This window comes from Litoribacterium kuwaitense (genome assembly GCF_011058155.1).
Taxonomy (GTDB): domain Bacteria; phylum Bacillota; class Bacilli; order Bacillales; family DSM-28697; genus Litoribacterium; species Litoribacterium kuwaitense.
Genome location: NZ_JAALFC010000029.1, coordinates 1 through 14353, shown reverse-complemented (window position 1 = coordinate 14353; position 14353 = coordinate 1). Strand labels below are relative to the sequence as shown.

13 protein-coding genes are annotated in these 14353 nt (G+C 45.1%); 5 read left to right on the top strand and 8 right to left on the bottom strand.

What is annotated here, in order from left to right; translation table 11 throughout:
• Positions 1 to 77: 77 nt before the first annotated feature.
• From rsiV to G4V62_RS13600, 3 genes are all read right to left on the bottom strand, one after another.
• A complete protein-coding gene (rsiV, locus tag G4V62_RS13610) occupies positions 78 to 944 on the bottom strand; it encodes an anti-sigma-V factor RsiV (RefSeq protein ID WP_165203093.1) in 867 nt (288 codons plus the stop codon).
• Positions 941 to 1435, bottom strand: a complete 495-nt coding sequence (gene sigV, locus G4V62_RS13605; RefSeq protein ID WP_165203091.1) for an RNA polymerase sigma factor SigV — start codon at positions 1433 to 1435, stop codon at positions 941 to 943. The genes rsiV and sigV overlap by 4 nt, the downstream gene beginning before the upstream one ends.
• Before the next feature lie 435 nt (positions 1436 to 1870).
• On the bottom strand, positions 1871 to 2878 hold the full coding sequence (locus G4V62_RS13600) for a Gfo/Idh/MocA family protein (protein ID WP_165203089.1): 1008 nt from the start codon (positions 2876 to 2878) through the stop codon (positions 1871 to 1873).
• 214 nt (positions 2879 to 3092) lie between these two features.
• Here G4V62_RS13600 and G4V62_RS13595 point away from each other — a divergent pair, with 214 nt between their 5' ends.
• Both G4V62_RS13595 and G4V62_RS13590 read left to right on the top strand, forming a co-directional pair.
• Entirely contained in the window at positions 3093 to 4160 is a 1068-nt protein-coding gene (locus G4V62_RS13595; protein ID WP_165203088.1) for a hypothetical protein, read from the top strand.
• Positions 4161 to 4907: 747 nt separating this feature from the next.
• Complete coding sequence (locus tag G4V62_RS13590) at positions 4908 to 6617, top strand: methyl-accepting chemotaxis protein (RefSeq protein ID WP_165203087.1); 1710 nt, start codon at positions 4908 to 4910, stop codon at positions 6615 to 6617.
• A gap of 293 nt (positions 6618 to 6910) precedes the next feature.
• On the opposite strand, the gene G4V62_RS13585 is transcribed toward G4V62_RS13590, so the two are convergent.
• A complete protein-coding gene (locus tag G4V62_RS13585; protein ID WP_165203086.1) occupies positions 6911 to 8341 on the bottom strand; it encodes an amidohydrolase in 1431 nt (476 codons plus the stop codon).
• Positions 8342 to 8565: 224 nt separating this feature from the next.
• On the opposite strand from G4V62_RS13585, the gene G4V62_RS13580 reads away from it, so the two are divergent.
• Positions 8566 to 9111: a DUF4825 domain-containing protein gene (locus G4V62_RS13580; RefSeq protein WP_165203085.1), complete on the top strand. Its 546-nt coding sequence runs from the start codon at positions 8566 to 8568 to the stop codon at positions 9109 to 9111.
• 126 nt (positions 9112 to 9237) lie between these two features.
• On the opposite strand, the gene G4V62_RS13575 is transcribed toward G4V62_RS13580, so the two are convergent.
• Positions 9238 to 9732 (bottom strand): VanZ family protein, encoded by a 495-nt coding sequence (locus G4V62_RS13575; RefSeq protein WP_165203084.1) that lies wholly within the window; start codon positions 9730 to 9732, stop codon positions 9238 to 9240.
• 314 nt (positions 9733 to 10046) lie between these two features.
• Here G4V62_RS13575 and G4V62_RS13570 point away from each other — a divergent pair, with 314 nt between their 5' ends.
• Both G4V62_RS13570 and G4V62_RS13565 read left to right on the top strand, forming a co-directional pair.
• Positions 10047 to 11444 carry an L-cystine transporter gene (locus tag G4V62_RS13570; protein ID WP_165203083.1) on the top strand — a complete coding sequence of 466 codons (1398 nt, stop codon included), beginning with the start codon at positions 10047 to 10049 and terminating at the stop codon, positions 11442 to 11444.
• A 363-nt stretch (positions 11445 to 11807) separates the two neighbouring features.
• Positions 11808 to 12410 (top strand): DedA family protein, encoded by a 603-nt coding sequence (locus G4V62_RS13565; protein ID WP_165203082.1) that lies wholly within the window; start codon positions 11808 to 11810, stop codon positions 12408 to 12410.
• Between the two features lie 49 nt (positions 12411 to 12459).
• Here G4V62_RS13565 and G4V62_RS13560 read toward each other — a convergent pair whose 3' ends face one another.
• From G4V62_RS13560 to G4V62_RS13550, 3 genes are all read right to left on the bottom strand, one after another.
• Positions 12460 to 13326 carry a serine/threonine-protein kinase gene (locus tag G4V62_RS13560; protein WP_165203081.1) on the bottom strand — a complete coding sequence of 289 codons (867 nt, stop codon included), beginning with the start codon at positions 13324 to 13326 and terminating at the stop codon, positions 12460 to 12462.
• Between the two features lie 25 nt (positions 13327 to 13351).
• On the bottom strand, positions 13352 to 14125 hold the full coding sequence (locus G4V62_RS13555) for a nucleotidyltransferase domain-containing protein (RefSeq protein WP_165203080.1): 774 nt from the start codon (positions 14123 to 14125) through the stop codon (positions 13352 to 13354).
• Positions 14126 to 14207: 82 nt separating this feature from the next.
• The coding region (locus tag G4V62_RS13550; RefSeq protein ID WP_165203079.1) for a zinc ribbon domain-containing protein at positions 14208 to 14353 on the bottom strand (146 nt) is incomplete at its 5' end.

Genomic DNA, 14353 nt, shown 5'->3' with positions numbered 1-14353 from the left:
ACGCTATGTTTTTTCACAATCACTAACAAACGGTGACGCTCCGTATCATTGGAAGGTCACCGTTTCTTCTCTAATCGCTAACGAATATACGCATTGCTGACAAGTAAGTGGTCAATTGCCTCAGTAGGAATGGTAAATTCTACACTGCCCATATAACCGGGTGCGACTTCGTAGTCGTCAAAGACAATGACCAATTGATGGCTTTCTGTAATATAAAAGGTGTGGTCGTCGTCAATCTGTTGGAAGGGCTCAGTCATGTCATCGTCTTCAAGCCAGTATGTTTTATTTTCATCGGCTGCCATTTGTGCTTTCATTTGCTGTTTAATACTTTCGCTAATCGCCTCAATGTATGAGTGATCAGTGAACAGGCTTGGCAGGGTGATCAACATTTCATTTTCTTTGTCGATCGTATCGTATTGGTTTGTTTGCGCACTAGAACCGCGCATTTCTACGACATAGCGATGGATGGACAGGATCTGCGGTGTGTCGGTGACAATATTGTATCCACTATCGACGGCAAGATGGGCAGTCTCGTTTTTCTCAAGGGTGTCAAGCTCACTCATAAATTCGTTGTAGAGCTGTTTGTTTTCCTCAATGTACTGTTCATTGAGCTGCGCAGCAAGTGCAGAGTCGCCTCCCTGGATATCCGGAGAAGTGGCTTGGAAGCTCGCTTTTTTTTCTTCCATCTCAACCTCAGCGAACGTAATGGTTTTGACGACGTCGCCAATCACTGGCCATTTTGCCATCGCTTCAGCGACGGTCGGGCTCATGTTGACGGTGCCGGCGAAAATGGCGGCTGCTGCGGCAATACCGACTAGCGATCGCTGCGGCCAACGCCTTTTTCGTGGTGATGTTTGTAAAGCTTGGTCGACCAAGCGATCCAGTTCCTTTGGGATCGGTGTATTTTTATACGTGTTTCTAGCTTTGCGGAATGGGTCAGTCATTGTCCAATATCCTCCTCTGAAAGTGAAACGCGGAGAAGCTTCAATGCCTTGTATAAGCGCGATTTCACGGTATTTTCATTTTCCTCGAGCATATGAGCGATTTCGTGAATTTTAAAGTCCTCAAAGAAGCGCAAAATGATAATGCTTCGATATTTTATCGGTAATGCATCTATGGCTTCAATAAGATCAAGATCGGGATAACGATCTTCACGGCCATAAGAAGTGAACGCTTCTTCCTCCAACACAGTCACTTTGGTCTGTTTTCGTAAAATGTCGAGTGACGTCCTTACGACAATCGTAAGGAGCCAGCTTTTCATTGCTTCGATTTGTTGCAGCCTTTGTACAGATTTTAGCGCTTTTTCAATCGATGACTGGACGACGTCCAATGCGTCGGCTTGATTTTTCACGTAGCTGAAGGCAAGCCGGTACATATCTTCTTTATACTGATGTACCGCTGACACAAGTGTCTGTCGGACAGGGGTGTTCTTCATGGCCATAAAGCTCCTTTTACCTCAAGTGGTATCGTAGTCTACATAGATGAGACGCCAGAGGAAAACAAATAGTTGAAGGATCTTAAAAAAACGAATTAAATCAAGCAGACAAATGGAAAAATATTGTGTCATTGAGGGGGGAGAAGATTATCATTTGCGTCTATTAGTGGTATGATATTTAGTAGAGGTTGGATAAAAAGCGGAGGTGGCACTGATGAAAAAATCTTGTAAAGTTCTTGGCATTACAGCTCTGGCCGTTGTTGGTTTTGCGGGCTGGCTTTCGTACTATCGTTCCACCGGTAATGAAAACTACAGTTAAGTCATTTGCTGCTAGTCAGGCAGATGAGAAAAAAGTTGGAAAATTAAATCGCACGATATGGAGAAGAGGATATGATGTCTATGTAAAAGACAGCTATCCTCTTTTTTGTGCGGATATTACGAATGGGCGTCTTGTTCGGGAGCGGTTTCTGCGGCAAAATAAAGCCCATTTTGATGACGCAATTCGCAAAGCAGTGCAAGGACTTGTCGGCTTAAGGTTGTCCAGCTTTTGTACATATCCACGTCGTTTTCTGCAATGACGCGGGCAAAGGCAGTGGCTTCGTGGCCCATGCCAAGTCCGTCATTATGGTTTGCGAGCGTCTCGACCTCTCCAGTTTGGTTATCGCGGAATTGGACGGATTGGATATCGGCTACAGCATCAAACGATAGTGTTCCATTTGCTCCGAGAATTTCATTGTGTAAAGAGGACGTGCTAATTTTAGATTGTAAAATGGTTACAGCAAAATTGTCGTACGTTAAAACAATGGGTCCGCCGCCGTCAGCCCCTGTTTGGATGATGGTTGGGCTGTAGCTCGCTTTTTTCGGCACGCCGAAGAGAGAGACTGCGGTGTACAGTGGATAAATGCCGAGGTCAACAAGGGACCCGCCTCCATACTGTAAAGAAAAAATATTTGGCTCCTCCCCTTGAAGCACTTGATTGTAACGTGATGAATACTTGGCATACACAAGTACAGCCCCGTGCAGGTCACCGACACGAGAAAGCTGTTTGTGAATGAGTTGATGTTCTGGTTCATGAATATGGCGGGCTGCTTCGAAGACGTAGACGCCTTGCGCTTTGGCTGCTTCATGGACGGCATCGAATTCATCAAGCGTTTGAAAACAAGGCTTTTCGACGATGACATGCTTTTGATGTTGAATGCATGTCAGCACCTGTTCTTGATGCAGTGCGTTTGGCGAGGCAATGTACACTGCGTCAATGTCCGGCGTTGCAGCAAGCTCTTCGACCGACGTAAACCATTGGTCAACGCCGTAGGTTTCTGCAAACGATCGTGCTCGTTCTGCCGTGCGTGAGTGGACGGCGTACAGCTCCCATTTGCCGGTTTGCTGCGCTGCTTCAATAAATGCGTCTGTAATCCAATTGGTACCAATGGTAGCAAATTTCACAAGAATGCTTCCTTTCTCAATCCGCCCAAATACGAGCGGTTTTTTGTTCAGTGTACCATAGGCTTTTTGTAAAGGTGGATTTTATCGGACATGAAAGTGCGTATAGGTCCTTTGGCTTTTTCCACAGAAAAGAACCTGTCTAGCATCATGCGCCGTGTTTTTTCTCATATAACAAATAGGGAGGCCTTACATCTATGTGAAGGAGTGTGGTGATTTGTCCTGTTTTCAAGAGGATCTCATCAAAGAAGCTTTGGATGTTCCAAAAAATTTTGCCGAGGTGGCGTCAGCGACACCGGGTGATGAACGGAGGTTGATGGTTAGCGATAATCCAGAAACACTCACACCAGATGTATTAATGGATGAAACAGCTACCCTTTGGCACGATGTCGTCCACACATCTGAAACGTGTGTGAAGCATCGCATTTTCGGTTGGCACTTAAACAAAATGGATGCGCCGATTCAAATTGGGGTTACATTAGAAAATAAATCAGAGGAGAATGCTGTCTATATTCAGGATATCAATCGTCAGCAGCATTTTCGTACGAATGGTTGGCTGATGGATGTTGGGCAGTGTCTCGCCAAGGCTTGCCTTGGAGGCACCCTTGAAGCCATTCGCCCTGTTGATGACCAACTCGTGGAGAATGACATTGCACTGGTGGAAGCGGCAACTGTGCCTGACGATCATTTATACGGATTTATTTATGAGCTGACAATCATTCGTGGAAAAGGTTCGGGTCCTTTAGACTATGTGATTCGTACAGTTGTGAGCCAAGATGTTTGTGCCGATGTTCGGCCAATCACTGATGAGCCGATTCCGAACGATTTGCCCCATCCTCGAGGGAGCTGGCCGTTTTCTGAGACCATTGGCACCCTTTCGCTGTATGAAACCGGAGAAGAAAAGCTTTACCCTACATGCGCTCCAAAAGCACTGGATGGTGGACCTCCAACCGACGCGTTGATGGTACCGGAAAAAAGTGATGTCCCCGGGTCAAAAGAAAACATAGGGCAGTTTGGTGGAGTGTATACAGTACAGGTGCCCGTCTTCAATGGGTCGGAAGAGACGGAAACAGTGGAAATTAGAGTGAACCCGCGTGGTGGTGCATTTGCAGGGGCGGCCGAGATACGGGGAATGGTTCGTGGCATTCCGTTGCTACGTCCATACAATGACACGGCGCTCATTGACCTCCATGAAGCACCGCCCGGAGTAAGTCTCTATACATTTCGGTATATGACTGCTGGCGCGTCAAGCTTGCCACTTGCAGTGTACGTAAGGACGGTGTGAAGGGGAAAAGGTGACTGTTGTGGTCAACGCTCGCATGCATCTTTAGGTGAAGAAGGTGAGGAAACCCATCAAACCGATTAAAGTAGCATGAGATTAACATCAGCATGGGCGGGACGGCAAAGGACATACAAGTGGTAATACACTGAACGCATATAGAGAACAATTAAGTAAAAGCAGTCTATTTAAATGATTACACAAGCTTAAAGAGTGACGAAAAGAAACCAACAGTCTCTTTACAGAACGTCCTCACCAATGATTGGCTACCAAGCTTATAGTCAATGACGATTCTACTCACTTAGGGGAGAGCTTTCTCCTCTAAGCTGAAGTAGACAAAATGCTTGAAGGATGGGACATTGCATGAGCGTCACCCCTACCTCAAAATCGTGTCTTGACAACAGTGTCCACCTGAAAGAATGAATTTTTGTATAGATAATTGCAAAATATTAAAAAGGATATGTTATTAAACACTTTAAAAATAAACGCTATTGGATAATGATGCCCCTATATTTGATCATTGCTGTACCACTGTTTTTCTTTATACCTGAAGATTTTAAGTCTTATCATACTCTTATCGTAGCCGTTACATTTTGGTTGATATCTTAGGGTACATATCTCCAGTATTTTCTAAATATGTTAACAATCCTTTTACAAAAATCAAACAAATTCCATAAGTCATTCATGCTACACTTTTTATAGGACTTTTTGGCTAATGAATGAAGTCATGATCTTAAAAAGGGGTTGTTACATATGAATCGTACCGCGATGTTTCGTAACATGCCAATTGGATGGAAATATGGGATTGCATTAGCATCTGCAGTTATGTTGTTTGCTCTATCTTCCATTGTTGTTTACATCAATATGAATGACGTGGAAAAAGAAATGAATGAGTTGCGTGAACGAAGCTCGCTCGTGTCAAATATTGCTCAACTTAATTCACTGATTCAAGAAAATAACATCCAAATAGCGGATTATATAACGACGCCAAATGCAATGATCACGAATCAGTTTGCTGAAAATAACGATAGTATTTATAGACTTCAACAACAGATAGAGCCTTTTATTGAAACCGCAGGAGAAAAGGAGTTTTTTAGTACGCTTGTTGAAAAAGAACAACAGATCAATACGCTTTTTTTACAATCGATCGTACCGTATGTACAAGCTGGGGATATGGCAAGTGCATTAGAAGCTCGTCATGAAGTGCGGGAGCTGAGGGACGAAGCCGTTCTTGCTGTATCCAATTTGCGTATGGTCGTCGATAATCAACAGCAATTAATGGTTTACAATGCGCGGGCCGGTATGCAAGAAGCCATCGTGGTGCTTGTCATTTCTTTAGCAAGTTCAACCATTCTTGGGCCTTTGCTTGTCTGGTGGGTGAATCGTTACGTGCGCAGAGACTTAAACAATGTGGTTGCAACAGCGCAGCACATTGCTGAGGGGCGGCTTGATGTTGAAAAAATCGCTTATGAAGGAAAGGATGAGATTGGTCAACTCGGGCAAGCCATTACGCAAATGCGACGTCGCTTAAAGGAAATGCTTCATCAAGTGCAGCAAGTGTCGGACACCGTAACAACACAAAGCGGAGAAGTGACCTCCTCAGCGAACGAAATCAGGGAAGGCAGCATGCAAGTTGCCGTAACGATGCAAGGACTGTTCGAAGGATCAGAGCATCAGGCAAGCGAAGCGACCTCAATCTCGCGTACGATGTCATCTTTTTTGGAAGCCATCCGTGATGCAAGCGAACACGGTGATCAAGTTGAAGACGCTTCAGTCCGTGTTCATCAGATGACAGAGAATGGTCAATGCCTCATGAAACAATCAACTAAGCAGATGCAAGCCATTGAACAAATGGTTCAAGGAGCTGTACATAAAGTAGAACGGCTAGATAAAGAGTCACAAAAGATTTCATCGTTGACGGAAACGGTTGAATCCATCGCTCGGCAAACGAATCTTTTAGCGTTGAATGCTGCGATTGAAGCGGCTCGTGCTGGTGAACAAGGGAAAGGATTTGTCATCGTAGCGGAAGAGGTCAGAAGTCTGTCTGGTCAAGTCGCTCATGCCATTGAAGAGATGACTCAGGTCATTGGTAGTGTGCAAACTGAAACTGCTGAGGTCGTCAAAGCCCTCGAAAACGGTTATCGTGAGGCGAAAAATGGACAAAGGAAAATTGAGGAAACAAGCATGACGTTTGATACGATTGAATCTTCTGTATCAGAGATGACTGAGCATATTCAAAGTATTACAAAGCGGTTATCCGGTATGGTCGAAGGCAGTACGGTCATCAAAGCAAAAATAGACGGGATGACACAGATTGCCGATCAGTCTGCTTTAGCGATGGAGGAGGCTTCAGCTTCCGTCCAACAAAGTTCTAGCTCGATGGAGACCATTACTTCAAGGGCAGAGCAACTTGCACAGCAAGCGGACGGTTTAAACGGGTTGCTACGTAGATTTTCAGTATAGGTTGCTATGCGCAATCCCTGACGACGGTTCACTTTTTATTACCAATACTCTGATCCGTCGTCTCGTGAGCGGCATGTTCGATCGAGTTTTCGTTAGAGAGCATGTTCATGCTCTCCATGTCAACAACCGCTTCAGGCTACATATGTTCAGGTGGAATGTAGCACTTTTTCTATATTTTCAGCCTAGACGCGAAAGAAAGCGACGGTGCGAACGTTTTTAATAAAATAAAGCCGACTTTTTAAGTCGGCTTTTGTCATGTTCTTTTTGATTGCAAAAGTCACTGCTAATGCGCTTTAAATGGCTGTGACCGGCGGGGTGTGCTGATGTGCTGGCGGTTTAATCTCATCAGGAATGCCGCACGTATAAGGCTGGTCTTTCGTCTGATTTTTAAATTCACGCTGAGCGTTCTTTAATAGATCTTGGTCCGATAACAAATCATATGCCGTGACCGCCATCGTTTTAGCTGCATAATGCATGCCCTTCATGCCGAGGGTAGAGCCAAATGCCGCGGTTGCCTGCCACGAATGGTTTAAAACGCCGACAGGTGCGCAGGTCGTCGTCACCCATGCGGTCGGTGTAATCCAGCTGACATCGGCGACATCAGATGAGCCAGGCATTGTAACACCTGTATGGTCGGTTGTATCGATGTTATCGGTCGGAAGTGGCTTATTCAGTCGCTTGCCAAACATCGTTTTGGCGGACTCGATCGTTTTGCTATCAACCGTGTCGAGTAACTGCGCGGCAAAGTCATGCTCTTCCTTTGTAAAGCTCGGTGCACCAAGAGCCTCCATATTTTCAAACAGAGCCTTGTTGATTGTATCGTTGGGGAGGTACTCATATGTGTTGGCAAGAATAGACGACGTGACAGAGGTCTCAGTCATGAGTGCTGCACCGTCAGCAACCTGGCGGATTCGCCTGATTAAATCATCGACCGCTGATTTTGAAGCAGCTCGGGCGTAGTACCATACACTTGCTTCGTCTGGGACGATATTTGGGGCGAGTCCGCCATTTGTAATGACGTAATGAATTCGTGAGCCGTCTGGGACATGCTCGCGCAAATAGTTTGCCCCGACATTCATGAGTTCAACAGCATCCAAGGCACTTCTTCCAGTGTGAGGCGCACCGGCCGCATGCGCTGCGATGCCTTTAAAATTAAAGTTTATCGACGCCATTGCCTGGGTGCTCATATACATCACACCATTATACATCCAAGGGTGCCAAGTGAGCGCACAAGCTAAATCATCAAATGCTCCAGCCCGAGCCATAAACGTTTTCCCCGATAATACTTCTTCCGCAGGGCAGCCGTAATAGCGAATTGTCCCGGAAATCGTGCCTGCTTCGATCTGCTTTTTAATGGCTATCACTGCGGCGACGCCTGCTGTACCTAGTAAATTGTGCCCGCATCCATGACCTGGACCGTTTGGTTGTACAGGATCGTAGGTCGTGCTTACTTTTTGCGATAGACCTGGCAAGGCATCAAATTCCCCGAGAATGCCGATGATTGGATGACCGTTTCCGTACTCAGCGTAAAAGGCCGTCGGAATGTCGGCGATGTTTGGTGAGATACGAAAGCCATGTTTGGCCAGCGTGTTCATTTGCAAATCTGCGGCAAATGCTTCTTCATAGGCAATTTGAGGTTGATCCCAAATTTGTTTAGCGATATCTGTAAAAAAAGCTTCTTCACCTTCAAGCCACTGAACGATGGCCTTTTTTATGTCGTTCATCTGATTTATAACCTCCTAAAATAAGCGATGTCGTGCAAGTTCATCATACTTTAGTCATGGAAAGGTGGTTTTCTATCCTGCTGCTGAACGCCACGTTGTCTCGTGATTATTGTAGCAGATAGTTAACAAATTTTGGGATGGATAGCTTTTATTTTTCAAATGACTGCAACCTGTCAACTGCGGCAGTCGTATATATTGTTAGGAGAAAGAGAGGTGAGAAGATCGTGAAGAGGCATATTGTTATTTTTCTACTGACTTTTGTCTGTTTTTTAAGTGGATGTGGATATGGTATCGAACGACCGCCATCTGAAGCTGATCAAAAGGAAGAGATTTCGGAATTTAGTGGGACGTATGTCGGAGATAACTCGAGTGTCTACGGTTTACTCCTTTCCTTGCCTGGTGGAGAAGCCGTTGACCAATTGGAGCTGACGGATCAGGTGCTGGCAGTGACGTATAAAGGTGGAGGACAAGATGATTCTTTCTGGAATGAAGCCAAAGTGAAAGAGGCTTTTATGTATAACGCCATTTATACGGCGATTCTTGTACCGAATGCGAAAGGTTATCAATTTGCGGTTGGTGAAAACGTTTTGCAAGCCGAACCGGATAAGCTGCGCACATGGGTTATGGAGCATATCGGTTCCTTGCCCGAAGATTTAATGAACGACGAACACGTGAAAGCTTATGTTGAACAGCATGCTGTGGATATTGCGGAAGCTGCCAACTCTACGCAAGCGCAAACATCATTCTATCGAACGTTTCCAATGGAATAAATGGTCGCCTATCCGAGGAGAATATCTCTAGAGGATAGGCTTTTTTTAGCTATAACAGGCTAAAAGCCCCGCCTTTCAGGGAGATAAAAGCGTAGCCAAGTGGGGGGGAACCGCTTGGCAGGTTGATCAGTGGTGGCCGTTATTGATCGGTCTAAAAAAGAGTGGCACTCTCCGTACAGCAGCGAGCCAAATCATATAGACGAGTAAGCCGATGAATGCGCCTAACGTATTCATAAGAATATCATCAACGTCAAAAATACGATAAAAAACAAAATGCTGCAGCAATTCAATGGTTAAAGAGAAACAGGCACTTGCGATTATAAGTAAAAATAATCGGCCAAGGCGAACTTTGTTTCCTAATCGGTTGGTTAAGAGGCCGACGAAAAAGCCAAAAGGCAAAAAAAGAAGCATATTGCCTAGAAAATTGCGGATGTTATAGGAAGATGATCTATATTCCAGGCTCCACAATATCGATGAATACCACTTCATGTCTGTCGTTTCATCGGCAGCAGCGGATCCTGGATTATGCGTAAATAAAGTAACGTTTAGCAGTACAAGTAAGTAAAAAAGGAATAAAACGACACTGATGACAACGACCCATTTTCGAATAATACCGTTCACCTACTTCTGTCTATATAAGCCTCCTAACGAAAGCATTCGTATACACCGTTGAAAAATAGAGGGCTTTTTTCTGGGGAAAAGCTGTAAAAATAAATGCTGCGATGAAGGGTCGCAATGTTTTGACATCAATCTCTCGTTAGACATGCTTCACATTCATTTTACATCATATATTAAAGGATAACAAAAGAGGAGGGTGAAGGAAGTTTAAAAAAACATACAAAACATACTTGACTAATAGGAATTAAGTTCATAATATAGACATATTCCTTTATAAGATACAAAAACTTTAAATTGAGATAAGGGGTGGGATGATCATGGAGGTTTTGTTAACCGTTGCTGTTGTCCTCAGCGTGCTGGCTTTGCTAGCCGTTTTGTTTTATATGGCGAAGAAGCATGTGTCTTTTTCAAAGCGTGTTTTCGTTGCTTTAGGTGCAGGGATTGCTTTTGGTTTAATTCTTCAAGCGTTTGCTTCACCAGAAGCTGGCTTTATTCAAGCATCAATGGAGTGGGTGAACATCGTTGGAAGAGGGTATGTCCGCTTTCTTCAAATGATTGTGATGCCGCTTGTCTTTATTTCAATTCTTGTCGCCTTTACTCGTCTGACATTCACGAAAAATCTTGGGAAAATTAGTGGGCTCATTATCGGTGTTCTCATTGGTACGACAGCGATTGCTGCCATCATTGGCATTACGTCCGCTGTAGGCTTTGATCTTGATGCTGAGCAAATTGTACAGACTGAAGCAGAGGAAAGCCGCGGAGCCGCACTTGAAGAGCGTTCGGCGAGCCTTGAGGCACCAACCTTGCCGCAGCAAATTTTGCAATTGTTACCGGCGAATCCGTTTCTTGATTTGACAGGTGATCGTGCGACGTCGGTCATAGGTGTTGTTATCTTTGCTGCGTTTCTCGGTGTCGCGTATTTAGGGGTTGCTCGTAAGCAGCCCGAGCAAGGTGAATTTTTCAAAAAGATGGTTGATGCCGTCTACGCCATCATTATGCGCGTCGTTACTTTGATTTTACGCTTAACGCCATACGGGGTGTTGGCGTTAATGGTGAACACGGTCGCGACGAGTGACCTCGGGGCCATTTACACGCTCGGTAAGTTTGTGATCGCTTCTTATGTGGCACTTTTGGTCATGTTCATCATTCACTTAATCATTTTGACGATCATTGGCTTAAATCCATTGACTTACATTAAAAAGACGTTCCCTACATTGACCTTTGCGTTTACGTCTCGTTCAAGTGCTGGGACGCTGCCGTTAAACATTCAAACCCAGAAAAACCTTGGTGTGCCTGACGGAATTGCCAACTTTGCCGGCTCATTCGGGTTATCGATTGGGCAAAACGGCTGTGCAGGCGTGTATCCGGCAATGCTCGCTGTCATGATCGCACCGTCAGTCGGCATTAACCCTTTAGACCCGATGTTTTTACTGTCGGTCATCGCGATCGTGGCGATTAGCTCGTTTGGTGTGGCTGGTGTTGGAGGTGGCGCCACCTTTGCCGCGATTCTCGTTTTGTCTGCTTTAGATTTACCGGTCGCTTTGGCTGGGGTACTCATTTCAGTTGAGCCGTTAATCGATATGGGAAGAACGGCGGTCAACGTGTCAGGAAGTATGGTGTCCGGTCTGTTTACCTCGCGAGTGACGAAGGCGATGGATCATGATGCCTATATTGATGAAAATAAGCGTTTAGATACAAGTGAATTTAGCTCTTAAAGCAATGATATTTAGTCAAAGTTTTGTTACGATTTACAGCGCTGGCCGATTGTGCCGAGCGCTGTTTTTTCTATTGTATGATGGACAGGACGGGACGCTGCGTTAACGTCAATCCATATAAAAAGCCATAAATGAAGGATGAATTGAAGATTGATACATAGACTGTAAGGAATGGCGTTTTGTCTGTTGTACTTAGTGAAATGAATGTAAGACAAGCCTCATTTTTACCTGTGTAGTATGATGGGGATGTGTATTTTTGGAAAATGGACCGCGTCAGTTTATTTGAAGCGTTGGTGTGAAGACCTCCATTGATCTATTCAGCGGTTAAAAAAATGACATGAGTGATAGATAAGGGAGCGACTTATGGAAAACTGGATTACACAATTTATGGAACAATTCGGGTACTTCGGTATCTTTTTGCTGATCGCGATTGAAAATGTGTTTCCGCCAATTCCTTCAGAAGTCATTTTAACGTTTGGCGGGTTTATGACGACACACTCGGATTTGACGATGACAGGCGTTGTTATTGCTTCGACGATTGGGTCTGTCGGCGGCGCTATCGTCCTTTACGGCATCGGCGTGCTTGTTGATTACAAACGAATGGCTACCTTTATTGATCGATGGGGACATATTTTTCGTTTAAGCCAGTATGATTTAGCTCGAGCAAATCATTGGTTTCAGAAGTATGGTGTTTGGACCGTCTTTTTCTGCCGGCTCGTTCCGTTGTTACGCAGTCTCATTTCAATTCCTGCTGGGATGTCGCATATGAACGTGGGGGTTTTTTTACTGTTCACGACATTAGGGACGGTCATCTGGAACATCTTTCTCGTTTGGATCGGGGCGGCGGTGGGTGAATCTTGGGACACAGTCGTCGGATATATGGATGTTTACTCACGGGTCGTCTACATCGTGCTCGCCGTTCTTGTTATTGTGCTTATTTGGCTCTGGCTGCGCCGGAAGCGTTAAGACGCATTTGGTTGAGCTACCGGTTTGTGCGCAGACGAGACGGTTAACTTCAACCGTTCTTCTTTTTCCACGCCTCAAAAAAAGAACGGACGTCGGGGAAACGTTCATCTCGGTTTGGTTCTACAGCTTGGAGAGCGACTTCATGTAAGGCTCGCGAGGCGCTCCATGCCGCTAATGACCGGTCTTTTGCGCCGCCAAGGAGGACAAAAGCCGTTGCACCCATCCGATAAACGTTTGTGCGACGATCAAGCACAGCGTCTTTTGCAAATTCCTCCGGTGCCATGAATCGAGATGATCCCCACATCCGCCCCATTGTGTTGATGAGAGGACCTGTTTCGTAAAGGTCGATATCGCAGATTGTCAGTCGCTTTGCCTGAAAATCATAGAGCAAACTTCCGTCGTAAAAGTCGACGGCGACATACCCTCGCTCTTCGGCCCATTGATGAAAGGCAAAAATCGTCTCGAGCGCATTCAGCTTGTCTTGAAGCGACAGCGCTCGGAAGCGATAAAAAGGTGAGCTAGGGTCGGTATTCTTTGCAGGAGGCGGAAAGCGTACTGGGTCATGCAGACTTTCCCCTTCCTGCCAGGAAAAAAGAAGGGCATAGCCTTGTCCAATTGGAAAATGGTCCAGTAACGTGACGAGCGCGGGGTGCCCTAAGCTTTCATAAAGCGTCGCGGCGCTTTTTAAGCGGTCGACCGCTCGTTCAGGCGAACCGGCGTAACGAACCGGCGCCGCTCCAGCGTACTTCACAAATTTTTTTACGCCTTGATCTATGATGCCGAAACAAACGTTGCCAGAATCCTGCTGGTCAAATACACAAAACGGGTTCCCAAGTGTGTAGAGCCAGGCGAAGTCATGCGGTTTCTGAAGAGGGAAGGTCAGCGTTCCGACGGTATGGTGGTGAATCGTGGTCATGACATGCCTCCTGTTTTTTGTGAAATCATTCCATATCTTTGTTGGCAAAAAACGTTAAAAAATCTTCAATCATTTTACGGTTGCGTTCTATTTCCTCATCCTGTGGCTTATTCATCACCTCAAACAATAAGTGCATAACGTCAAATAACGTTTGCTGAATGCTCATGTCGTCCATCGATATTTCATACGTTTTTTTAAGTCTATCGAAGTAGGCGTTGTCAATTTGATCAATGGATTTATCGAAGTCGTATGCTTTACCCTCACGCAAACAAACGATCTCAATGATATGATTTCGGATCACATCGATGTCTTTCAATGCTTTGATATAATGTCCTCGTTTTATTGCTACAGCTGCCCCTCTAAAAAACGGCCACATCATCGTTAATGACGCATAGATGGTTTCCTCAATGTCCTTTTGAGGTAACGTGTTTCCTGAACGTGAGAGCTTCTCTGATACGTGTTTGCCTTTGTCAAAAATGACAGTCCAATGGGGTTTTGTGGCTCTAATCTTCTGGAATGACCAAATGCCTAAATCCAGCTCTAAATAGTGGTCAAAAAAGGAGCATGTGACGAAGATATCATCCTCGTGGCGATAGGTCTTCATTTTTAGAATAGAATGAGTGGATTGCAAATATTCCGTAATTTTCTGATGGATGGTGACGACATCTTCCGGGTTTTTCGTCACGATCAGCACGTCAAGGTCAGAATATAAATCGCTAAATCCGGTGGCACCTGAACCAACTAAGAAGAGGGCTTGGACATTTTGTAAAGGTTTCGTGAAATGCTTAATGTCTAGCATTGAACTACCCCCACTTAACACTCTTATGAGCTGTCTGAAGTGGGAGATTCCTAAGAACACCAGCGTAACCGCCAGTTATTGATTAAGCTATCCCCGTAGTTCCTACGGTTAGAAGCCTTATCGCTTCGTTTTTAAGATTTTGTCCTGCGTTCATATCTCGATTGTGATGCGTACCACAAGAGGGGCAATTCCACTCACGAAGGTTGAGATTCTTAACGTCTTTGTTTT

Bases quoted from the DNA above. Each gene is read 5' to 3' on its own strand.
- rsiV (WP_165203093.1), bottom strand. From the start codon at position 944: ATGACTGACCCATTCCGCAAAGCTAGAAACACGTATAAAAATACACCG.
- sigV (WP_165203091.1), bottom strand. From the start codon at position 1,435: ATGAAGAACACCCCTGTCCGACAGACACTTGTGTCAGCGGTACATCAG.
- G4V62_RS13590 (WP_165203087.1), top strand. From the start codon at position 4,908: ATGAATCGTACCGCGATGTTTCGTAACATGCCAATTGGATGGAAATAT.
- G4V62_RS13585 (WP_165203086.1), bottom strand. From the start codon at position 8,341: ATGAACGACATAAAAAAGGCCATCGTTCAGTGGCTTGAAGGTGAAGAA.
- G4V62_RS13570 (WP_165203083.1), top strand. From the start codon at position 10,047: ATGGAGGTTTTGTTAACCGTTGCTGTTGTCCTCAGCGTGCTGGCTTTG.
- G4V62_RS13565 (WP_165203082.1), top strand. From the start codon at position 11,808: ATGGAAAACTGGATTACACAATTTATGGAACAATTCGGGTACTTCGGT.
- G4V62_RS13560 (WP_165203081.1), bottom strand. From the start codon at position 13,326: ATGACCACGATTCACCACCATACCGTCGGAACGCTGACCTTCCCTCTT.
- G4V62_RS13555 (WP_165203080.1), bottom strand. From the start codon at position 14,125: ATGCTAGACATTAAGCATTTCACGAAACCTTTACAAAATGTCCAAGCC.